The organism is Acidisarcina polymorpha (genome assembly GCF_003330725.1).
Lineage (GTDB): Bacteria > Acidobacteriota > Terriglobia > Terriglobales > Acidobacteriaceae > Acidisarcina > Acidisarcina polymorpha.
Genome location: NZ_CP030840.1, coordinates 6338389 through 6361823, shown reverse-complemented (window position 1 = coordinate 6361823; position 23435 = coordinate 6338389). Strand labels below are relative to the sequence as shown.

The following is a 23435-nucleotide window of genomic DNA, read 5'->3' as shown; positions in this document are numbered from 1 at the left end:
CAATTCCTTATCCTTTCGGCGTCAGCCCAGACGACGCCCATGGGTACGGGATCCAGTACAGGTTCGGCGAACCGGCCATCGACGACCTCGAGCCAAAGCCCCGCTGCCGGGCAGGCCTCGACTCCTCTTACTGCGAGTTCCGCGACGCTGGCGCCGAAGGCTCAGGTTCCGGGCTTGCGGGCCTGGGAAGGCTTGAAAATCGCAGCCATTCAATTCCGCGGAGTGGGGACGACCACGCTCGACCCATTGCCAGCGGGCTTGGCGCTGCAGCCCGGCATGGCGCTGGTCAGCGACAAACTGCGCGACAGTCTCCGCCGCCTGTATGCCACCGGCCTCTACGATACGATCGTCGTCGAAGGCACACGCTCCGGTAATGAGGTGACGATTATTTTTACCGGCGAGCCGCGAGTTTTCATCGGCACGGTCAGTGTTCGCGGTGTCAAGGATGACCGGCTTACCTCGCAGCTCCAGAGGGCGACAAAACTGGATCCGGGCACCACTTATTCCCAGACCAAACTGGACCGCGGCGAGGAACTCATCAAGCAGTTCCTCGAGCAGAATGGGTACTTCCAACCCACCGTCACGGTACAGACCCAGGCCGATCAGCCCAACTCGCAGATGAACATCACTTACATCGTAGGGCTGGGCAAGAGCGCCCGTGTCGGGGATGTTCATGTCGACGGCAACAGCGGCATGTCAATCGAAGAGTTTCGCAAGAAAGCCAAACTCAAGCTCAACAGCAAAGTGACTCGGGATACCAGCGACCGCGCATTGAGCGGCCTCAGGAAGGTTTACCAGAAGCAGCAGCGCCTGGCGTCCAATGTCGACCTCCAGTCGAAGGCATACCAGCCGCCATCAAACCACGTCAATTATTCCTTCGGCGTGGACCGAGGGCCAATCGTCAGCGTCGTAGTCGACGGCGCGAAGCTCAGCAAGACCATCATCAAGCGGCTGATTCCCGTGTATGAGGAGGGTGCAGTCGACGAAGATCTATTGAACGAAGGCGACCGTAACCTCCGCGACTACTACCAGCGTGCTGGATATTTTGACGTGAAGATCAACCATCAGAACCAGGTCCACACTGCCGACCGGGCTGACATTGTGTATACCGTGGATCGCGGATTAAGGCATCGCGTGGTGAATGTCTCGATCGTGGGCAATAAGTACTTCAGCTCCGAAACCATCTTGGAGCGACTGAGCGTCCAGAAGGCAGACATCTTCCAGCACACGGGCCTTTACAGCCAAGCCCTGGTCAATACCGATGTGGGAGCCATCAAAGCTCTCTATCAAAGCAATGGCTTCAGCAACATCACGGTATCGCCGGAAATCACCTCGAGCGACGAAGAGGCCCCGGGAAAAAGCGCAAAGGTCGGGTCTATCGCCGTTAAGTACCTGATTGATGAAGGCGTTCAGCAAAAGATCGGAAGATTCGAAATCACCGGCGCGAGTAAGGTGCCGCTTTCAACACTCACCCCGCTGCTCAATACTCAGGGAGGGCAGCCGTATTCAGCAGAAAACGTCGCCGGAGATCGGGACGCAGTTCTTGGCTACTACCTCGATCACGGCTTCGGACAGGCACAGGTCAGCGTGGTTCAACAGGACGACCCTGCGGACAAGCAGCTGGTTAATGTGACTTTCAACATCACCGAAGGCGACGAGATCTTTGTAAGACAGGTCCTGGTTTCGGGACTTGAACACACTCGTCCAAAGACCGTCGATCAGTTGGTAAGCGTCCATCCGGGCGACCCGTTGAACCAAACCGCGCTGCTGAACACTCAGCGTCGACTCTACGACCTCGCCTTGTTCAACGAAGTAAATACCGCGGTCCAGAATCCGAACGGCGACGAATTGCGCAAGAATGTCCTACTGCAGCTTACCGAGGCGAAACGGTGGGACTTCAATTACGGCTTTGGCTTCGAAGTGCAGACCGGTAATCCGACCAATACATGCCTTAGTTATCAGACGTTGATCATATTGGGAATCAATCCGGCCACTTATCACTGCGGCACCAACGGCAACACCGGAGTCAGCCCCGCGGTGCTTTTTGAAGTGACTCGAACCAATGTCCGCGGCACGAACCAATCGGCCACCCTCCGCACCGCATACGGTACGCTTGAACAGCGCGCCACGCTGATCTACCAGTTTCCTCATCTGTTCGGATTGCAGAAGTTTGACGGATCCCTCTCCGGCGGATACATCAACTCCCAGGATGTGACCACCTATTCCTCTTCTCGGCTGGAAGGCTCCGTCCGGGTTACGGAACGACCCGACCGCCGCAACACCCTCATCTACGAATTCAGTTACCGGCGGGTGAAGGTCGCGAGCGTACAAGTGGCCCCGAACCTGGTGCCGCTCTACTCGCAGCCGGTGCGTGTCGGGGGACCGGGCATCACCTGGATCCGAGATACTCGCGACAATACCCTCGACGCTCATCGCGGCACCTACACCACGATCCAGGATTTTCTTGCCGACTCCAGCTTTGGGTCGCAAGCCAACTTCAACCGCCTTGACATGACCAATTCCACTTACTACACGGTCGGGAAGCGCAAATGGGTGATCGCCCGGAGCACTCGTTTTGGTACGGAGGAGAGCTTCGGATCTCCATCGTTTCTGACTATCCCGCTTCCCGAGAGGCTCTATGCCGGCGGTGCTCAGTCCCAACGCGGCTTTGGCATCAATCAGGCTGGCCCGCGCGACGAGGAGACCGGTTTCCCCATCGGCGGCTATGGAGTCTTTGTCAACAGTCTCGAGCTGCGGCTTCCAAATCCAACTTTGCCGTTTGTCGGCAACAATCTCGGCTTTGTTCTATTCCACGATATGGGAAATGTCTTCAACCAAACCTCCGATATCGGCCCCAGCTTCCTCCGGTTTCATCAACCCGATGTGGCGACGTGCAAGGACACCTCCACGCCCCCGGTTGAGAGCGGTACGCTGACCAGCGGTAAGTGCAGCTTCAACTATTTCTCTCATGCGGTAGGCCTAGGTCTTCGCTACCGTACGCCGATCGGGCCAATCCGTTTCGATCTCGCTGTGAATCTGGATCCATCGTATTATCCGGTGTTCATCACCTATGCGGCGTCCTCGTCGACAGCGGTTTCCACGCCGCCTTACCATAGCAATTCGGGCTATTTCAACTTCTTTTTCAGCATTGGGCAGAGCTTCTGATGGTACTTCGCCAACGTTATCTGCGTGCCGCCGCCGTCTCGGTCTGGTTCACAATAACCAGCGCCTTGTTGTGCGTGGAGGCCCAGTCCGTTGCCAATCCCTCTCCTCCACAACAGGGACTGAATTCCACGCCGGTTGTGCTCGATCGCGTCATCGCCGTGGTCAACGGCGATGTGCTGCTCCAGAGCGATCTGCAAAGTGAAGAAGACATGGCTGCGCTGCAGCCGTTAAGCGTCCCCGCCGGCAAGGGCTTCGAGCGGCGAGTCGCAGAGCGGCTTATCAACCGCGTCCTGATTCTGCAGCAGATGCAGAGTCAGGGAATGGTGAAGGAGGTCAGCAACGAGGAAGTCGAGAAAGACCTCGATGCGCTCAAGAAGCAGATCCCGGTCTGTATCCAGTATCAATGCCAGACAGATGCAGGATGGGCAAAGTTTTTGAACGCGCATAACCTCACCTCGGAAGAAGTGAACGAACGCTGGCGGCAACGGATGCAGATCCTGAGCTTCATCGATACCCGCTTTCGCACCGGTGTTCGCATTTCGAAACAGGAGATAGCCGAGTACTACAACAAGACCTTTGTGCCGCAGTTCAAGTCCCAAATGGACAAACCGCCGCCCCTCGATGCGGTATCCGATCGCATCGCCGAGGTCTTGTTACAGCAGCATGTCACCCTGTTACTGCAGGATTGGCTCAAGAGTCTGCGCGACCAGGGAAGCCTCATCATCCTTGACCCGAGTCTTGGCCAAAGCAATCCTAGCCCGGACAACGACGACGATGGAGGCGCCTGATGTCCGCGGATCAAGATCTTCAGTCGGCGTCCTCGACCTCTCCGCGAAATCCTCGGCCGCTTTTTTGGACGATGCTCGTGTGTTTGGCCTTGATCGCGCTGGCCGTCGGTGCGGCAAGCTGGTATGCCACCACCCCCTCCTTTGAAGCCATCGTGAGGAACCGGCTCGTTACGACGCTGGAAAAGGCGACGGGCGGACGAGTCGAACTTGGCGCCTTTCACTGGCGTCTTCTTCACCTGGAATTCGAGGCCGACAACCTCACGATCCATGGCCTTGAAGCTCCAGGCGAGGTCCCCTACGCGCATATTGACCGACTCTTTTTACGGGCTAAGATCAGGAACCTGTGGGAGGCAAAGATCGGGCTCAATTCCCTGGAAGGGGATTCCCCGGTCTTTCACCTGATTGTCTATCCAGACGGCGCGACCAATCAGCCGAAGCCGAAGACCGTCAGCCATCACGGTTCGGTGACCGACACCCTCTTCGACCTCGCGGTCGACCACACGCAGGTCACTCATGGGCTTGTGCGAATAAATCAGCAGGCGATTCCGTTCGAATTATCAGCAAACGACCTTGGCGTCCTCATTACTTACGACCCAACTCTTGACCACTACCTGGCAAAGGTGCGAGCGGCGGACATCAGCGCGGAACGCGCAAAGCTGCCCCCAGTCCACTCGCAACTGGAGCTGACCGCGGACCTTTCCCGGACCAATGCCGTCATGTCGCAGCTGAAGTTACAAACCGGGGATAACCCCAGGCAAGCTTCTGTTCTAGAAGCATCTGGTTCGCTGAACGACTACGCGAATCCTCAATTCGAATTAAAGCTAAAGGGCAACATTGACGTCCGCGAAGTAGAGGCGCTGACGGCTGTGCCCGGCCTGAGTGGTGTCGCCGGGCTGCAAATTCAGGGCAAGGGCAACCTGAGCGCCTTCGTCGTCGACGGACAGGCTAAAATCACCGGCGCTGAATATCGTATTCCCGAGGTTCGAGTCAGCGGCGTCAACGGCTCAACCAACATCCATCTTACCCAGGATGAGATTGCTCTGACTTCGCTCAAGGCACGTTTGCCTGATGGCGGCAGCGTGGATGGAGAGCTCCATCTGCTCAACTGGCTGGCGCCAGCTCCGGCTGCTCCGGCGATGAAAGCGGCGGTTTCTACCGCAGCAAAGAAGGTCCAGAATTTACCCGCGCCGCCGGCCACAATGACCGGCATCATTCGCGCCAAGATCGACCGAGTCAGTTTGCGCAGCGTCATGGAGATGACGGCCCCGCCGGGCTATCACGATCTTGGTTTCGACACCGCCGCCAGCGGATTGGTTGCGGTGGACTGGGCCGGCACGGCAGCCGATTTGAAGGTCTCCGCCAACGTGACCATGGCCGCAGGAGATGGCCGTTATGGCGCACCGCTCGGTGGTTCGCTCGACGCGACCTACTATAACCGGCGTGGGGCGGTCGACATCCGCCACCTGCTCGCGCAGACACCTGGCAGTCACATCCAGGTGCAGGGTTCGCTGGGTGTTTATCCTCTCAATCGCGATTCCGCCATTCAGGCGGACCTGGTCACGACGAACCTGGGAGAGTTCGATAAGACTCTCGCCGATCTTGGAGTCTCGACTACAGGAATGCACGGTAAGCAGACTGGCGTGCAGGCGATTCCAGTCCAGTTGCATGGGGAAGCAGAATTCCATGGGACGGTCACCGGGAGTCTCATGAAGCCCGATGTGAAAGGTCATCTGACCGCAAACAATTTCGACACCGTCTTTGACTATGTCGGCCCAGCTGCTCCTCCAGCAGCGGTGGCGGCCTCAACACAGGTTTCCAGTGGGACGAGCCCTCTACCGGCGTCCCCAGCTTCTGAAACAACTCCAATCAAGACAACCGACATCCACTGGGACCATCTCGACACGCAAGCTGAATACACTCCCGAAGTCATCTCCGTGCAGGAAGCCACGCTGCTCCGCGGCCAGACCACAATCCACGTCAGCGGGCAGCTGCATGCCCACCAGGTCGCTCGCCACAGCAGCTACGACGATGACTCGTCGATCGACGCTAACGTCTCCATGCAGAATGCCGCCATCACCGACTTGCTCAAGATTGCGGGCGTGACGACGCCGGTCTCGGGGACATTGACGCTCCAGGCCAGGATCGGGGGATCGCTGAACAACTTCAACGGCGGCGGCCATGTCGCTATCCTGGGCGGCCAGATTTATGGGGAAGACTATCGCAGTCTGAACACCGACCTCCGTTTCAACGGTCAGGAGCTCGATGCCACGAATCTCATATTTCTGCAGGATGGAGGTCGAATCTCCGGGGATGGAGGCTACGATCTTCGCCATAAAACCGTGCATTTCAAAGCTGCTGGCAGCGGTTTTGATCTCGCTCACCTCCCGCAGCTGCAGTCGGCGAAACTTTCGATCGGCGGTATGCTCGACTTCGAGGCCAGCGGCTCAGGGCCGGTGCAGAATCTCGTAGGCGAGGCCGATCTGCACGTTGTGCAGCTGCTCATCGACCACGAATTTCGAGGGTCCCTCGATGCTCATGCAAATCTGGATCGCAAGACTCTCAATTACCGGGCGAATTCCGGGATTGATCTGGCGGCCTTTCAGCTTACCGGCAAAACTGAGCTGATCGGCAATTACCCAACCCAGGCCTATCTGAGGGCGAATCAGCTGCACCTGGACCGCTTGTTCCGCCTTTTCAATGTGACCGATGTCTCGAGCCGTTCGGTGATGTCGCTCCAGGCCACGATCAGCGGACCGGCAAAGCAGCCAAAGCTGATGGAGGGAAGTTTCAATCTGGACCCCTTCGAGGTTTCCGTCGGGGGAGTCGCACTGCGCAGCGCTTCGAACGTCAGCGCGCAGCTGCACAACGGCGTGCTTCATCTCGACCCTCTGCAAATTCTAGGCGACGACACCAACATGAAGGCACTTGGGTCGGTCGCGATCTTTGAAGAGTCACGGTCGCTTGATCTTCATGCCAGCGGTTCCGTCAACCTGAGGTTGGCGCAAAGCTTCGATCCGAATATTACGTCGTCAGGCCACGTCGACTTCTTTGTTGATGCCACCGGCACCCTGCAGCGCCCCAATCTTGGTGGACAGGTCAAATTCACGAATGTCGCCATGTCGCTCGGCGATCTGCCGAATGGGTTGAGCCAGATGAACGGCACACTCGTTTTCGATCAAGACCGGCTCACCGTGCAGCAGCTTTCAGCCGTGACAGGAGGTGGACGATTGCAGATCGGCGGTTCGATCACCTACCAGCAGGGCATTTACGGAGATCTGACTGCAACCGGCAAAGATATTCGCATCCGCTATCCCCAAGGTGTCAGCTCGATGGCCAACGCAAGCCTTCGCCTCCAAGGCACAGAGACGAACCTGCTGCTAAGTGGTAATGTGCTGGTCACCCGTTTCTCGATTAGTCCTAACCTCGATCTGGCGTCGCTCAAATCCGCCACCGCCGCCGGACCGCTGCCCGATCCCAATTCGCCTTCCAATCATGTTCGGCTGGATGTGCATATTACCTCAGCACCGGAGCTGAACTTTCAGAACTCTTTCGCCAAGCTGGCCGGCGATGTCGATCTGCGGATCCGGGGCACCGTGGCTGACCCGTCCCTGCTCGGTCACATCAGTATCACCGATGGAAGCGCCACCTTTGCAGGCACTACCTATCAACTGCAGCGGGGAGAGATCTACTTCAGCAATCCCATCCACATCGACCCGGTCATCGATCTCGATGCCACCGCGAGGGTGGAAGATTACGACATCGAGATCGGCGTGCATGGCACGCTCAGCAAGCTCGGCCTGACATATCGCTCGGAGCCGCCGCTCCCCGAAGCTGACGTTTTTGCGCTCCTCGCCCTCGGCCGCACCCAGGAGGAGCAGCAGATATATTCTCAGGAACAGCAGGCCGCGGGGGTCAACTCGACGGCCGACGCGTTGCTGGGTGGCGCCTTGAATGCCACCGTGAGCAATCGCGTCTCAAAGCTCTTCGGCGCCGGCAGCGTGAAGATTGACCCCACCTTTGTCGGCAATCTAGGCAACTCGACCGCGCGCATCACGGTCCAGGAGAAGATTGGGAAGAACGTCACTGTCACGTATGCCACCAATGTAAACTCGACCGCACAACAGTTAATTGCGGGTCAGCTCTATCTGACTCAGAACGTCTCTGTCGTTGCTCAGAGGGACGAGTCCGGGGTCTTCAGCTTGGTTCTCAAGATCCACCAGCGTCGCCGATAGAGAAAAAGCCTTCTCTTGCAGTTGCCGCTTGTTTTCCCGCCATCCATGCTGCAAAATTTCATGTGGCTGTGCGGGGACGGGCATCCAATCTAACGATTTGGTGTCTATATATGCGGCAAATGTCTGCGCTGCCAAGAGTCATAGGGAATGCAGGTGGCACGGACTTGTTATTCAGGCGGCCCTGAAATTGATTCACCGATGAAAGATCAAGGAGAATTTCAATGAATAAGCTGTCGAAAGGGAAGTTTGCTGAATCTTCGAAGCTAAGTGCGTTGATGATCGTGGCGTCTCTACTATCCATGGGATCCGCTATCTCGGTTATTGCACAAACGTCGAATGCGAACGACGCGAAAATTCAAGCCGAAGTAACGAAAGCCTTAAACAAGAAACAGTTTTCGGGTGTTCAGTCGACGGTGAGCAATGGCGTAGTCGATCTGACGGGAAGCGTAAAGGTCTTCGCCGATAAGGAGGAGGCCGACAAGCGAGTGCGCCGCATTAAGGATGTTGCGGCAGTCCGGAATGACATCGAGGTGGGCTCCGGGGAAACCCAGGTTTCCGATCAAGAGCTTCAGCAGACAATCATCAAGAAGATCTCTTATGACCGGGTCGGCTACGGCACAACCGCCTTCAATGCGATCGGGGTCAATGTTCAAAATGGTGTGGTCACGCTATCGGGAACGGCGTATGGGCCGGTCGACAAGTCCTCAGCAGTCGCCGACGCTTCTTACACACCTGGCGTCAAGGACGTGGTTGATGAGATTCAGGTAGATCCGGTTTCGCCGATGGACGATCGTATTCGGCTCGCGGTGTTCCGCGCTGTTTATGGATTCCCCTCGCTGAACAAGTACGCCATCGACCCGGCGAAGCCAATCCGCATTTCCGTGCAGAATGGGAACGTAACCTTGTTCGGCGTAGTCGATAGTAAGGCCGACAAGGATGCCGCAGGCATTCGCGCCAATGGAGTTCCCGGAGTATTCAGTGTAAAAAACGAACTCCAGGTAGCCGGCCAGCCTGCTGAAAACAAGTAATCTGAAAGACGCTTTAAGGGCCCCCGCTTCATGCGATTGAAGCGGGGGCTTTTTGCCTCTGGTGTCTCCCGATAGACTAGATACTAGGTGAGTGCCGAGAGGACGAGAGGACATTCCTCTTGCCTATGTGCAGCAACCGCCGGCGCTCCGCCGTCATTTTGCCTAGAAATGTGGGTTGAATTGGGTTTCTTCAGAAAAATTGGGACCACACTCGAAATGATCAAGTGGGAGCACTCTATCTTTGTGCTGCCTTTTGCCATGGTGGGGGCGATGCTCGCTGCGGGTGGTTGGCCGCCGCTCGTCAAGCTGCTGTGGATCATTGTCTGCATGGTGTCGGCGCGCTCCGCGGCGATGGCTTTTAATCGTTGGGCGGATGCCGCTATCGACGCGGCCAATCCGCGCACCGCTGGTCGCGCGATTCCCGCCGGTCTGCTGAGTCGCGGTTTCGTCGGTGGGTTTACGCTGGTGAGTGCCGCGGTTTTCATCCTCGGCGCGGCCCAGCTCAATCGAGCCAGCTTACTCCTGTCGCCAATCGCGCTGGCTATTGTTCTCAGCTACTCCTACACCAAGCGGTTTACCCGCTGGTCCCACGTGTTTCTGGGCCTGGCGATGGGCATAGCGCCTTCGGCAGCCTGGGTTGCGGTACGCGGGAACCTCGATCCCAGGATCCTCATCCTGACCGCCGCGGTACTCTTCTGGGGTGCCGGATTCGACGTACTGTATGCATGCCAGGATTTTCAGCACGATCGTACCGTCGGTCTGAACAGTATTCCCGCCGCCATCGGAATACCGGCAGCTTTCCTGGTATCGCATGCCATGCATGCCCTCATGATTGGACTACTGATTGCCCTGGCGAGGGCCTTCTCACTCGGACCCGCCGCTTGGTTTGGGATTGCTGTCGTGGGAGGCCTGCTCCTCTACGAACACCTGATCGTGTCACCGCAGGACCTGCGCCGGTTGAACGCCGCGTTTTTCACCATGAATGGAGTGATCTCCATTCTCTTCTTTATTTTCGTGGCGGCAGACTTGCTGTTGAGAAGATAGCTCGCTCGACGCGGAAGACTGACGCGAAAGACTTCAGACCCCGGCTTAAGCCAAATCCCTTTTCTAATGATGTGGAGAAACAGAAAGCCCCGCGCACAGCGCAGGGCTTTCGGAGCAGATAGCTAGAGAAGATGTGGCGGAAAACTACGGCTTCCGGCTGGAGATGACATCGTTAGCATAATCCCGCGAAGCGTCCACCTTGTCGACCACGCCAGCGCGGGCGCTGTTGGCGTGCTCTTCAGCTGCAAGACGTTCATTCTCCGCACTCTGATGGACGGCATCTTTCGCATTGCCCCAAACTTCCTTAGCGGAGCCCTTCACCTGATCGGCCACGCCCTCGTTCGCAAGGCGATCATTTCCAACCGCTTCGCCAATGCCTTGCTTTACTTTTCCCGCTACCTGATCGAACTTACCGCTAACCTGATCTGAGTTCATAAAAACTCCTTTCCGTATTGCAGTTCTTGATACGTTCAGTACAGCCTTGGATGGATGCAACCCAATCGGATCAAACTACCGATCGACGACCGCCGATCAACTGGATCAGCAGTACCACAAGGGCGATGACGAGCAGAACATGGATGTACCAGGCAACCACATGGAAGCCGATAAACCCAACCAGCCAAAGAACCAACAGCACCACAAAAATCGTCCAAAGCATCTTTGCTATCCCCCGAAATTCCTTCCGTCTCTACACTGTGTTATGTTGCGCACTGGACGGCGAAGGTTGCCGTTCAACGATACGAAAATTAGGACGACCCTGATAAATGCAGATAGCAATTCAAGGGGAATTGGGTTCCTTCAGCCATGAGGCTGCACTCCGCATGGCGAACGGGCTCGAACCCGGCAATTCCGGTAGCGAGGATATTCAGATCGTGCCCTGCTTCCACTCTCCCGATGTCTTCCGGTTGGTCGTGGAGGGAACAGTTGATGCCGCCGTCATCCCGATAGAGAATTCTTTAGCTGGTCCCGTCGCCGAGCATTTCGACCTACTTCTCAAGGAGGAGGTTGCTATTGAAAGTGAGTCCCAGCTAAGGATTCGTCATAATCTGATCGGTCTACCCTCGGCAACCCTCGCTAGGATCAAACGCGTCTCGTCGCATCCCGTCGCCCTTGCCCAGTGCCGCCGCTTCCTCGAATCCCACCCGGAGATCCTGGCGGTGCCGTTTTACGATACTGCAGGAAGCGTCAAGACGGTGATCGAAAAAGGGGAGCTGAGCGCCGCAGCGATTGCCAGCCGCCAGGCGGCCGATCATTACGGCGCGCACATCCTTGCGGCTGATATCGAAGACAATGCGGCCAACTTCACCCGGTTTTTTCTGGTTCGCCGCGCCGATTTGGTTCGACCCGATCGAGAGGCCGACAAAGTCTCGCTTGCCTTCACCGTGGAAAATCGTCCCGGCACCCTGGTAGAAGCGCTTCGGATCTTTGCTGTCGAAGGCACCAACCTGACCAAGATAGAGTCCCGCCCGGTTCAGGGTAGGCCTTGGCAATATGTGTTTTATGTGGATTATCAGATGGCGACAGCCGCTAGCGCCGATACGATTCTGGCTGCGCTTCGCCGTTCCTGTTCGATGGTAAAAGAGCTTGGACGGTATCGCTCGGCGCCCATGAATTTCGACAATCAGACTAATTAACGTCCCTCATCTTAATGTTTCTTCATTGATTTTCCGCCTTGAGCTCTCCCGAGCTAGCGGGCAAAAGTCACGTCCATTTGGGATGAACTTCGGAGCGGCATGGGCCGATAACCCTTCCGCAGGATCCTGGTTTCGTCGTGCATCCTGTAGGGTTGAAAAGGCAGGGAGTATCATCAAAAAGAATGAAAGTCAAGGGACGCACCTGGGCTGGGGGCAAAATTGCGAGGAGTCATCTGCGCAGCGGCGCCAAAAACTGCTGCGACTTTCGAACATGTGCTGCGTCTAATATCTGATAACTTGATAGAAGGATACTCATGGCTAGCGATTTTCTAAGTGTTATACATCCCAGCGATCCCGCCACCAAGCGTGGCGAAGGCGCGACGCAGCGCGTTCTTCCTGTTTTGCCGGTCCGCGACACCGTCTTATTTCCCCATGCTGTGCTGCCGCTGACCGTAGGTCGCGAGAGCTCGATTCAATTAATTCAATCACTTGGGGAAGAGAAGACCATCGTCGTCGTAGCCCAGCGCGACGCCCGCATGGATTCCCCACAGCCGAGCGATCTGCATACCATCGGTACGCTCGCAACCGTCCACAAAGTGGTGAAGATGCCCAATCAAAGCCTCTTTGTCTTCACTGAAGGCACTGAGCGTGTGAAATTGGGCGAATTCTCTCAAATAGAACCCTTCATGACGGCCAGCATTGAGCCTGTGGCCGACGTGCAGCCCGCAAAGGGGAGCGAGCTCGAAGCGCTGCTGCGCAACGTCCACTCCGAATTCCAAGCGATCGTCACCGCCTCGCCGACGCTCTCCGACGAGCTCCAGACCATCGCCCTTAATATTGAAGAGCCTGGCCGGCTGGTCGACTTCATCGCCTCGTCGCTGCCGTTCCTCGCAACCACCGATAAGCAGGAGCTGCTCGAGACCCCGGACGTCGGCGCACGCCTCGAGCGCATCAACAAGCACCTTGCCAAGGAGCTTGAAGTCCAGCAACTGCGTAACAAGATCCAGTCCGAAGTCCAGGACCAGGTGCAGCAGTCGCAGCGTGACTATTATCTTCGCGAGCAGCTGAAGGCCATCCAAAAGGAACTCGGTGAGATGGACGAGGGCCAGAAGGACATCGAAGAGCTGCGTCAGAAGATCGAGAACGCGGGTATGCCGGAGGACACCAAGAAAGAAGCCGTCAAGGAACTCAACCGGCTTTCAAGAATGTCCCCGATGGCCGCCGACTATTCGCTCACGCGCAACTACATCGAGTGGCTCGCCGTCCTGCCGTGGGCGAAATCCTCCGGCCAGGAAGTGGACATCGTCAAGGCCAAGGAGATCCTCGACGAAGATCACTACGACCTGAAGAAGGTGAAGGACCGCATCCTTGACTACCTGAGTGTCCGCCGCCTCAAGCCGGACATGAAAGGCCCGATCCTCTGCTTTGTCGGACCTCCAGGCGTCGGGAAAACCTCGCTCGGCCGCTCGATCGCCCGTTCGCTCGGACGCAAGTTCCAGCGCATTTCACTCGGCGGCATGCACGATGAGGCCGAACTCCGCGGCCATCGCCGTACCTACATTGGCGCCTTGCCGGGGCAGATCATCCAGAACCTGCGCCGCGCCGAGACCAACGATCCCGTCTTTATGCTCGACGAGATCGACAAGCTCGGCCGGGACTTCCGCGGCGATCCCTCCTCGGCGTTGCTCGAGATTCTCGATCCGGAACAGAACAACACCTTCCGGGACAACTATCTCGATGTGCAATTTGATCTCTCGAAGGTGCTCTTCATCTGCACCGCGAACATGCTCGATCCAATCCCCGAGCCGCTGCGCGATCGTATGGAGATCATCGACCTCTCCGGCTACACCGAGGAAGAGAAGCGGCACATTGCCTTCCGCTACCTGATACCCCGGCAGATCAAGGAGAACGGCATCCAGCCGGACAACATCGACTTTCCCGAGGAGAGCATCGGTTACATCGTGCGCCACTACACCCGGGAAGCCGGTGTCCGCAAGCTCGAGCAGCTCATCGGCACCGTCTGCCGCAAACAAGCCAGACGGATCGCCGAGGGCAATCCCGAGAAGCTGGTGGTCACCAAGGAGATCATTCAGGAGTTCCTCGGCGGCATCAAGGTTCGGGTCGATACCGAGATCGCCGAGCGCACGCAACGTGCCGGTGTCGCCGTCGGCCTCGCCTGGACCCCGGCCGGTGGCGACATCCTCTTCATCGAGGCCAACCGGATGAAGGGCAAGGGTGGCTTTACGATGACCGGTCAGATCGGCGAGGTCATGCAGGAATCCATGCAGGCTGCGTTGACCTGGGTCCGCTCCAACTCAAAGATGCTCGGCCTGGATGAAGACTTTACCAAGGAGATTGACCTGCACATCCATGTGCCTGCAGGCGCGATCCCCAAGGATGGTCCCTCCGCCGGTGTCACCATGGCCACCACGCTGGTCTCGTTGTTGACTGATAAACCAGTCCATCCGCTAACCGCGATGACTGGCGAGATCACTCTCAGCGGCAACGTGCTTCCGGTCGGCGGTATCAAGGAGAAGTTCCTCGCGGCTAAACGTGCGGGAGTCAAGGACGTGATCCTGCCGGCCGAAAACCGGCAAAACGTCGAAGAAGACCTCACTCCGGACCAGATCGACGGCGTGACCATCCACTACGCCAGCCGTATCGAAGATGTGCTTGCTGTGGCGCTTCCCAAGGACGAAGGCGAGAAGCATCACGATGAGGAGATCCGCGAAGAAGTGCTGGCTCACGCCGACGCTTAAGCTCTGAGCTTCGCTGAAGTCAAAGAAAGGCCCGCCAACCAGCGGGCCTTTCTTTATGTCCATAAGACCGCGCGGTCCTTCTGCCTTCCGCGGTCAAGAAATTCTCTGATCGCCGCGAACTCTCCGGCGGAAGCCTTCGTTCCTTTGCACTCCAAACAGCCATTCAGTTAATCCTTTCAGACTTTGTCTGGCAACGAGCCGCCTCCGAATTCAACCGATAAAGCCTAACCTGTAGCGTGTCTTGACCCCGTCTAACTCGATTTAGTTGTTGCACGAATCATCGGTCGCCTCCATAATCAGGAAACACGCAGATCACCAAGTCAGCATTTCCTTTGCCGGCCTATCAAGGAGACGGTATTGCTTCGGGCACTTACGTCCGTGCGCAGCAGAGCCGCATCTGCGATCTTGCTCCATCCGTACAGCGCCGTCGCGTGAGATCCTCCCCTGTCTGAAGCTGTACCTACCAACTTCTCGAAAGGATTCCCATCCATGCCTAGGAGCTTTCGTCGCAAAGCTACCGCACTTTTACATGCAGCCGCTCTTACCGGCGTTTGCACTTTGGCGGCTACGGCCGTTACTGCGCTCGCTCAGACCAACCTTGAAGGCAGCAAACCGCGTCTGCTTACCAACGCTGTTCGCACTGGCTCCGCGCCTGACTCGCAAATGGTCACGCTCGCCGTTTATTTGAAGTTCCGCAACACCGCAGATCTCGATAAGTTAATCGAGGATCAACAGAATCCAAACAGTCCCCGTTATCAGAAGTTCCTCACCCCGGAAGAGTTCCACGAGAGATATTCACCCCTTCCCGAGGACTCGGCTAAGGTGAAGACCGAGCTGGTGCAGATGGGCTTCAGGATTGTGGATGCCCCCGCTGGCGGTCTCTATATCACCGTCACCGGCACAGTCGCTCAGGTCAAGAGCGCCTTTCATGTCACCCAGGATCTTTACCGCGTTAATGGCAAGACGGTACGCTCTCATGCCGAAGTTCCCTCTCTTCCGAAGAGCATTGCTCCGCTGGTCTTGCATATTGCCGGATTGGAAGACACCAAGCAGTTCGTCACCGCCTTTGTGACGAATCGTCCCGGCAAGGCAGTCTCGGCTCACGCCGGACCTGATTCCGATCCTCCGGTGAATGGAGGAAGCTCGCAGCGAAGCCCGTGCAACGTAGACTACCTAAACCCAGTTGCAGGCACGGTCTCTCCCGCTGTCTACACGACCTCGCCAAAGGTGGACTTCACCAACTGCGGTTATGTGCCAGCCCAGCTGCGGCAGGCTTACGGGGTCGATCAGGTCAAGTGGGAAGGGAAGGGAATTCGCATCGGGCTGGCTGATCTATATCTGCCCAGTACACTGAAGCAGGACCTCAACCAGTACTCCGCGATGTTCAACCTGCCCAAGATCACCTATGCGAACTTCCAGGAGATCTATCCTCCCGGACTGAACACCTCCGATGACGATTCTTGTGGGACGGCTGACTGGGCCGTTGAATCGACGCTTGACGTCGAGGCGGCACACGCAATCGCGCCCCAGGCCGACATCGTTTTCCTCGGCGATGCCTGCAACGTAAACTACGCGATCCCGATGCAGGTCTTGTATCAAGCCATCGATAACGGACTCGTGGACGTTATCAGCGGTAGCTTCGGAATACCGGAGATTGATGTCGAGACCGCGCAGGAAGATGCCGATAATCAGGAACTGAAAGAGGCCGCCAGCCTGGGGATCACCGTCATGTTCTCCAGCGGCGACAACGCCGACGGCCTTCAAGGGAATGCATTCGGCCCCGGCGCCGACATTGCACAGACCTCTTGGCCGGCATCCAGCCCATGGGCGACCGCGGTCGGCGGCACCTCGCTGCTGCTCAACAGGAATGGCGCCGGCAGCAAGATCGAAACCGGATGGGGAACTTATTTTGATTCCACTTACGACGGCGTTCTTTGGACAGGTCCGTTCCAGCTTGAGGCATTGGGCTGGGAGGGCTGGTTCTTTGATGGCGGCGGCGGCGGAGGCACGAGCCTGTTCTGGCCGCAGCCGTCGTATCAAAAGGGGATCGTTCCGGCATCGCTGTCGGAGCATATCAACACCATGGAAGCGGCATCGATCAACCTGGGCGCGCCGAATCGGGTAGTGCCCGACGTCAGCATGCTTGCCGATCCTTACACTGGATTTTTACAGGGAGAAACGATGTATGAGGGCACAGCGGGAGTATTGGACCCCGGCTGCAGTGCGATCAGCAAGCCCGCGAATGCTGAGTACTGCACGTTTCCCCAGGGTGGAACGAGCGTTGCGTCGCCGCTTTTCGCAGGTGTGGTGGCGGTGATTAACTCCGCTCGCCTCTCGGCCGGAAAATCGTTGCTCGGGTTCGCGAACCCCGCGATCTACAAGCTGAAGGTAGGAGGGCTTGGAACAGCCGCGCCGATCCAGGATGTAATCCCGCTGAAACATCCTTTTGCCCTGATCGATGAGGAAGTGTATGCCGGCAATGGCATAGGCTTTGGCGGGGTGGGCATCAACATGGTTCCGACCGATCCAAATAGTCAGGATACCGGCTGGATCGTGGGCGGCGACTCGAGCCTCCTGACCAAAGCGGGCTTCGACAATGTCACCGGCCTGGGCGTGCCATGGCTTCCCGGGCTCGTCGCAGACCTCGCGCCGGGAGCGAAGTAGAAGCTCCTTAACCTGCACCTGATGTGTGCCGGATCGTTTCATGATCCGGCACACATCGATTATCTTAATTGGGCCGGTCCAGATTTATATTTGCCAGAGAAATAGACTGGAGAAGGATACTTGACAGCCCTTCTCACGAACATTGTGTCTCAAGAAATCTGCTGCAATATCCTAATGACTCCCTTCATACTTACCTCATGCCTCTGAGAGCGACCCTTTCGTTCTGCCTGCTCCTCTTTTTGCCTCTGCCTTCAGCACTGCCGCAAAAAGCGTCACCAATTGTGACGGCTTCCACGCCTGCTTCGGGAAGTAGCAGCGTCCTCGACTACTCCCCTGAAAGCTACGTCATACAGAGGTATGCGACCGACATTACCTACGCCGCCGATGGCACCGGTGAGCGCATCATCACCGTGCAGGTCAAGGTGCAATCCGAAGCCGCCGTTCGTCAATTCGGCGTACTGGAATTCCCTTACGAATCGCGCAACGAGCACCTTGATTTTGTTTACGTACGCGTCCGCAAAGCCGATGGAACTCTCATCGCCACCTCCGACGCCGACGCCCAGGACCAACCCGCCGAGGTCACTCGCCAGGCTCCCTTTTACAGTGATATTCGCAACAAGCAGCTTCCGGTCAAATCGCTCTCCGTCGGCGACCGGCTCGAATACCAAGTGCGCCAGGTGAGGACCGTACCCGCTGCTCCCGGACACTTCTGGTTTACGCAGAATTTTCTCAAAGATGCTGTGGTGCTCGAGGAGACGGTTTCGCTGACCGTTCCCAAGCAGAAGTATGTTCAGGTGGAATCTCCCGACAACAAGCCGGCAATCAGCGAAACCGGGGACCAAAAGATCTATCGCTGGAAGAGCACCCAGCTCGAGAAAACCAAGGCTCCGGACGACAAGGCCAAGAAGCCGGTCATCGTTGAACCGCCCCCATCGATCGCTGTCACGACCTTCAAGAGCTGGGAAGAGGTAGGCCGGTGGTACGGCGATCTGCAGAAGGACAGGGTCGCCGTAACTCCGTCCATCCAAGCCAAAGCCAATGAGCTTGTGAAGGGAGTAACGACCGAGGAAGACAAGATAGCCGCGATCTACACCTACGTCTCCACCCAGTACCGCTACATCGGAGTGGCCTTTGGCATTGGACGCTATCAGCCGCATTCCGCCGATGACGTGATGCAGAACCAATATGGCGACTGCAAAGACAAGCACACCCTGCTCGCGTCCTTGCTGAAAGCGGCAGGGTATGATGCCTGGCCGGTGTTGGTCGGCTCGCAACATGTCCTACAGTCGAACGTTCCGTCGCCCGGACAATTCGATCACGTGATCACCGCCGTCACCCTCAACAAATCCGTTCTCTGGATGGACTCAACCTCCGAAGTCGCGCCTTTTCGCATGCTGTTTTCCGGACTGCGCGATAAACAGGTCCTCGGCATCCCCAACAACTCTACGCCCGTGTTGATGAAGACACCGGCGAACCCGCCCTTCGAGCCCTTCGACAAATTTGACGCTGAAGGAACACTCGCGAGTGATGGCACCCTCAACGCACACTTCAAGGTGTCGCTCCGAGGCGACGACGAACTTCTCTACCGGATCGGCTTTCACCAGGTTCCGCGGGTGCAGTGGAACACCCTTATTCAGAATGTCTCCTACGCGTCGGGATTCTCCGGAACCACCAGCAACGTCGACGCCAGCAGTCCCGAGAAGCTCGCGCAGCCCTTTGAAGTCTCATACGACTACACGCGGAAGGAGTTTGCCGATTGGTCAAATCGGCGCATTCTGCCGTTGATGCCGCCTTATACCTTTGCCTACAGCGAAGACGATCCCAAGCCCGCGGAGACGATCCTTCTAGGCGGCCCGGCGAACTTCGATCTGCGTACCGCCATCGTCCTTCCCCACGAATACCGTGCGGAGCTTCCGCCGGCGGTGAAACTGCAAACCAGCTTCGGCAGCTATTCCACAGCCTATTCGCAAAATGACGGCAAGCTGGTCGTCGATCGAGTGATCCATATCATTCCCCGAGAGCTGCCCGCCGCGCAATGGGACGAGTACATCAAATTTGAGAAAGCGGTTGTCGCCGATGAAGGGACCTACATCCAGCTGATCGGCGCAGGCGCGAAGACGCCCGATAACCTGGCGGCGAGTAATCCTGAGGCTGCCGACTTAGTGCAGCAAGCTTCCGCTGAAATTCGTCTCCATAATTATGACGCCGCTCGAGAAAAGCTTGACCGAGCCAAGAGTCTTAACCCTACAGAGGCCGGTGTTTGGGCGGAGTATGGCTACATCGACTTGATGCAACACCGCGATGAAGAGGGAATCGAGGCGTACAAGAACGAGCTGAAGAATCACCCGGAAAACCTGGGTGCCTACCGTGGACTCGCCTGGATTCAATTCCGAGCAAAACATGAAGACGAGGCGGTGGCGACCGACCGCGCACTGCTGCAAGCGGCTCCCACAGACGTAGAAGGTCACCAGCAACTAGCTGGGTTGCTGGTGCGCCAGAAGCGGTTTGCAGAGGCGACGCCAATTCTCCAGGAAGCAGTGGCATTGGCGCCCGGCAAACAGAATCTACAGGTGATGCTCGGCAGCACCGAGCTTCTGGCTGGCGAAAAAGAGAAGGGCACAGCGACACTCCGCCAACTCTTGTCATCGGCGAGCGATCAAGGCACCCTGAACGACGCATCTTACTTGTTAGCAAATGCCGGAGTCGAGTTGCCGCTGGCAAGAGCGTCCTGCGAAAAAGCTTTACGGTTGCTCGACGAAGAGACCTCGAAGCTCACTCTGACCGCGATCACCGACGACAATCTACGCCACATGGCGGGACTTGCTGCCACTTGGGACACAATGGCCTGGATCCTTTACCGCCAGGGTGAATTCAACAACGCCCTCAAGTACGGGCAGGCAGCATGGATGCTTGATCAACGTCCGGCCATTGCTACCCACCTCGGCCAGATATACGAGAAGTTAGGCAAGAAAGCAGAGGCGATCAAGTCGTACCAATTCGCGATTGCATCCGCTACCGTGCCCGATAGCAATGGTGTTGACGACGCGCGTACCCGTCTCAAGTCGCTGGCGCTCTCCGATCTTTCTCCTGTGGAGAAGAGTAAGCTGAGTGGAGAACTGGGCCACCTCCAGTCGATTCAAATTTCGCTGCCAACGAAGAAGGCGGGTTCCGCGGACCTCTTCGTCTTGTTCTCCCCAGGCCATGTCGAGGAGGTGCAATTCCTGCATGGAGAAGAAGCGCTACGACCCTCGACAGCGCTCTTGAAAAAGGGAGCCTTTGATGTCCCATTCCCTCCCGGCTCCGGAGCGAGGATCGTCCGGCGCGGCATTCTTTCTTGTTCGGATGTCTCGAAGGCCTGCCAATTCACCATGCTTCCTCCAGAAAGCGTGCGCCGCGACTAGCCGAGCCTGAGTGATCTCGACAGGGCTTACTTAACCGTTTACTATTGCGCGTGACATGACACGCAAACTCCTAGCTCATTTCCGCGCAGCCACCATCGCCCTCGCGTTCGCGATGATCGCCTTAACTTCCACCAGCGCCCAGACCGCCCCCACCGCTGGCACCGATCCTGTGGTGCTCGACCAGCAGTGGATGGCGGGAAACAGCAAATATGACGGACAGCGTAAGAAGGTTCTGGAGGAAGTCGACCGGGTCAGCCACGATGGTCCCTATCGGCCCGACTATGAATCGCTAGACAAGTACGCTGCTCCCGAATGGTACAAGGACGCGAAGTTTGGCATCTTCATCCATTGGGGCGTCTACTCGGTGCCGGCCTATGGCAGCGAATGGTACCCGCGTGAAATGTATATTCCCGGAAGCGACATCTTCAAGCATCAGGTTGCGACCTACGGGCCGCAGACCCAGTTCGGTTACAAAGACTTCATCCCTATGTTCAAGGCGGAGAAGTTCGATCCAGCCGCGTGGGCCCATCTGTTCAAAGAGTCCGGCGCGAAGTATGTCGTCCCCGTCTTTGAGCATCACGACGGCTTCGCCATGTACGACAGCGGCCTCTCCGACTGGACGGCTGCCAAGATGGGGCCGCACCGCGACACTGGCGGCGAGCTCGCCAAGGCAGTCCGTGCCGAAGGTCTGCACTTGGGAGCTTCATCGCACCGGGTCGAGCACAACTTCTTTCTGGGTATGGGCCGGACCTTTCCCTCCGACGTCAACGATCCGAAATACGCCGGCTTCTATGGGCCCGCCCACGCGTGGATCGAGAACATGGACCACACTCCGCTGATGAACGACTTCACTTATCTCTCGGACGCATATGGAAACGACTGGCTCGCGCGCTCGGCGGAGATTGTCCAGAAGTATCATCCCGATATCATGTACTTCGACTGGTGGATTGGTCAGCCTGGGTTGCGCCATCAACTTACAACCTTTGCCGCTTACTACTACAATGCTTCACTGAAGTACGGCGACCATGTCGGCGTCATCAACTACAAAGATTATGCGATGGATTCCCATGCGGCAGTCTTAGATATCGAACGCGGTCAGCTAGGCGACATACGCCCGCTCTACTGGCAGACAGATACTTCGGTGAGCAATAAGTCCTGGGGTTACATCGAGCACGATACATTCAAGTCGCCCGAGTTCATCGTCCACCAGTTAGTTGATATCGTCAGCAAGAATGGCAACTTGCTGATGAACATTGGACCACGCTCCGACGGGACCATCCCTGAAGAAGTGCAGCAGGTCTTGCTCTCGGTAGGGTCATGGCTCAAGGTCAATGGCGATGCCATCTACGGCACCCGCGCGTGGACGACTTATGGGGAGGGTCCAACCAAAGTCGTTGAAGGTTCGTTCAACGACACCGCGGCAGGGAACTTCACCGCAGAGGATTTTCGTTTCACCACCAAGGGGGATACCCTGTACGCGATTGAACTGGGTTGGCCCTCCGATGGCGATGCAGTGATTCATACGCTCCACCCAGTCACCGGAAGGAAGCCAATCGAGGCAGTGTCACTCTTGGGATCAACCGACCCCGTGAGCTTTCAGCAGAAAGCCGACGGCCTGCACATCAAAGTTCCAGCGCAAGCGCCAGGCAAATTCGCCTATGCTTACCAGATCACCTTTGCGAAATAGTAAGCTGTCAGGTGGCGGCCGCGCAGCGCGAGGGACTCCTCGGCTCCGGCGGGCATCGAATACTGGTGACCGCATCATTCTTCGCAAAGCAATTCAGTTGGGAGCAATCTATGAAGGCAGTCGTTTTGAAGGCGTATGGCGATGTTGATCAGCTGATCTATGAAGAGGTAGAAAAACCGAAGCCTGGCGCCGGGGAGGTACTAGTTCGAATCGCCGCAACCAGCATCAACCCAATCGACTTTAAGTTGAGAAGCGGCGCGATGAAGGCGCAAATGCCGCTGCAGTTGCCAACGATTCTTGGCCGCGACCTTGCCGGGGAAGTAGCCGAGCTGGGGGAGGGTGTCGCTGGATTGCACATCGGCCAACGGGTTTTGGCGCTCGCAAACAACACCTACGCCGAATATGCGACCGTCAAGGGTGAGTTAGTGGCGGCGATTCCTGATGGCTTAAGCTTCGAACAGGCGGCCGCGTTGCCGCTTGTTACCCTGACAGGAGCGCAGTTGATCGAGCGCGGTGTAAAGATCAAGCAAGGTCAATCGGTCATCATCACTGGCGGCCTGGGCGGTGTAGGGCGTACTGCCATCTTTGTGGCCATGCAGCACCACGGCCAGGTGATTGCGGCAGTTCGTTCCAGCCAGATGGCCGAAGCGGAAGCACTTGGCACTCTGGCTCTAGTCGCGCTGGAAGATGAGGAAGGCCTGTCAGCGTTCCAGCAGATTGATGCTTTCGCCGATACGATCGGCGGGGCCGTCGCCGCCAAGCTCTTCAAGTATCTTCGCTCGGGGGCCGTTTATGCGTCGGTTGTTGGCGTCCCGGAGGAGGCCAAGAATTACGACATCCATGCCGAAGCAGTCTACTCGCAGCCAGATGCTGCCCGGCTTTCTCAGCTAGCTGCAGAGGTGGCGGCGAACCGCCTCAAAATACCCGTTGCCAAAGTCATGAAACTTTCAGAGATTCGCGAGGCGCACCATCTGGCAGAGGCCGGCGGCGTTCGTGGCAAAATAGTTCTGACCCCTTGATCGTGATCGCCTAG

Annotated in this window: 13 protein-coding genes; 11 read left to right on the top strand and 2 right to left on the bottom strand. The window is 57.2% G+C overall.

Annotation, left to right across the window (positions count from 1 at the left end):
- The first annotated feature begins 39 nt into the window (after positions 1-39).
- The 5 genes from ACPOL_RS27050 (at position 40) to ACPOL_RS27030 (ending at position 10257) form a co-directional block, all read left to right on the top strand.
- The gene (locus tag ACPOL_RS27050; RefSeq protein WP_150133146.1) at positions 40-3165 is read left to right on the top strand and encodes a POTRA domain-containing protein; all 3126 of its coding nucleotides are present in this window, start codon (positions 40-42) and stop codon (positions 3163-3165) included.
- Positions 3165-3953 (top strand): SurA N-terminal domain-containing protein, encoded by a 789-nt coding sequence (locus ACPOL_RS27045; protein ID WP_114209806.1) that lies wholly within the window; start codon positions 3165-3167, stop codon positions 3951-3953. Before ACPOL_RS27050 ends, ACPOL_RS27045 begins: the two co-directional genes overlap by 1 nt.
- Positions 3953-8185 carry a translocation/assembly module TamB domain-containing protein gene (locus tag ACPOL_RS27040; RefSeq protein ID WP_114209805.1) on the top strand — a complete coding sequence of 1411 codons (4233 nt, stop codon included), beginning with the start codon at positions 3953-3955 and terminating at the stop codon, positions 8183-8185. Before ACPOL_RS27045 ends, ACPOL_RS27040 begins: the two co-directional genes overlap by 1 nt.
- 221 nt (positions 8186-8406) lie before the next feature.
- Positions 8407-9213 carry a BON domain-containing protein gene (locus ACPOL_RS27035; protein WP_236657067.1) on the top strand — a complete coding sequence of 269 codons (807 nt, stop codon included), beginning with the start codon at positions 8407-8409 and terminating at the stop codon, positions 9211-9213.
- A 168-nt stretch (positions 9214-9381) separates the two neighbouring features.
- Entirely contained in the window at positions 9382-10257 is an 876-nt protein-coding gene (locus ACPOL_RS27030) for a UbiA-like polyprenyltransferase (RefSeq protein ID WP_114209804.1), read from the top strand.
- A 144-nt stretch (positions 10258-10401) separates the two neighbouring features.
- Here the strand turns inward: ACPOL_RS27030 and ACPOL_RS27025 are convergent, their stop codons facing one another.
- Both ACPOL_RS27025 and ACPOL_RS27020 read right to left on the bottom strand, forming a co-directional pair.
- Positions 10402-10692 carry a CsbD family protein gene (locus ACPOL_RS27025; protein WP_114209803.1) on the bottom strand — a complete coding sequence of 97 codons (291 nt, stop codon included), beginning with the start codon at positions 10690-10692 and terminating at the stop codon, positions 10402-10404.
- A gap of 70 nt (positions 10693-10762) precedes the next feature.
- Positions 10763-10915 carry a lmo0937 family membrane protein gene (locus ACPOL_RS27020; protein WP_114209802.1) on the bottom strand — a complete coding sequence of 51 codons (153 nt, stop codon included), beginning with the start codon at positions 10913-10915 and terminating at the stop codon, positions 10763-10765.
- 106 nt (positions 10916-11021) lie between these two features.
- Between ACPOL_RS27020 and pheA the strand changes: the two genes are divergently transcribed.
- The 6 genes from pheA to ACPOL_RS26990 all read left to right on the top strand — a co-directional run bounded on the left by pheA (position 11022) and on the right by ACPOL_RS26990 (position 23421).
- A complete protein-coding gene (pheA, locus tag ACPOL_RS27015; protein WP_114209801.1) occupies positions 11022-11891 on the top strand; it encodes a prephenate dehydratase in 870 nt (289 codons plus the stop codon).
- Between the two features lie 314 nt (positions 11892-12205).
- Positions 12206-14650: an endopeptidase La gene (gene lon, locus ACPOL_RS27010; protein WP_114209800.1), complete on the top strand. Its 2445-nt coding sequence runs from the start codon at positions 12206-12208 to the stop codon at positions 14648-14650.
- A 489-nt stretch (positions 14651-15139) separates the two neighbouring features.
- Entirely contained in the window at positions 15140-17314 is a 2175-nt protein-coding gene (locus ACPOL_RS27005; RefSeq protein ID WP_114209799.1) for a S53 family peptidase, read from the top strand.
- A gap of 281 nt (positions 17315-17595) precedes the next feature.
- Positions 17596-20715 carry a DUF3857 domain-containing protein gene (locus tag ACPOL_RS27000; RefSeq protein WP_161557585.1) on the top strand — a complete coding sequence of 1040 codons (3120 nt, stop codon included), beginning with the start codon at positions 17596-17598 and terminating at the stop codon, positions 20713-20715.
- Between the two features lie 55 nt (positions 20716-20770).
- Positions 20771-22402: an alpha-L-fucosidase gene (locus ACPOL_RS26995; protein WP_201758981.1), complete on the top strand. Its 1632-nt coding sequence runs from the start codon at positions 20771-20773 to the stop codon at positions 22400-22402.
- 110 nt (positions 22403-22512) lie between these two features.
- A complete protein-coding gene (locus tag ACPOL_RS26990; RefSeq protein WP_150133145.1) occupies positions 22513-23421 on the top strand; it encodes an NADP-dependent oxidoreductase in 909 nt (302 codons plus the stop codon).
- Positions 23422-23435 lie beyond the last annotated feature (14 nt).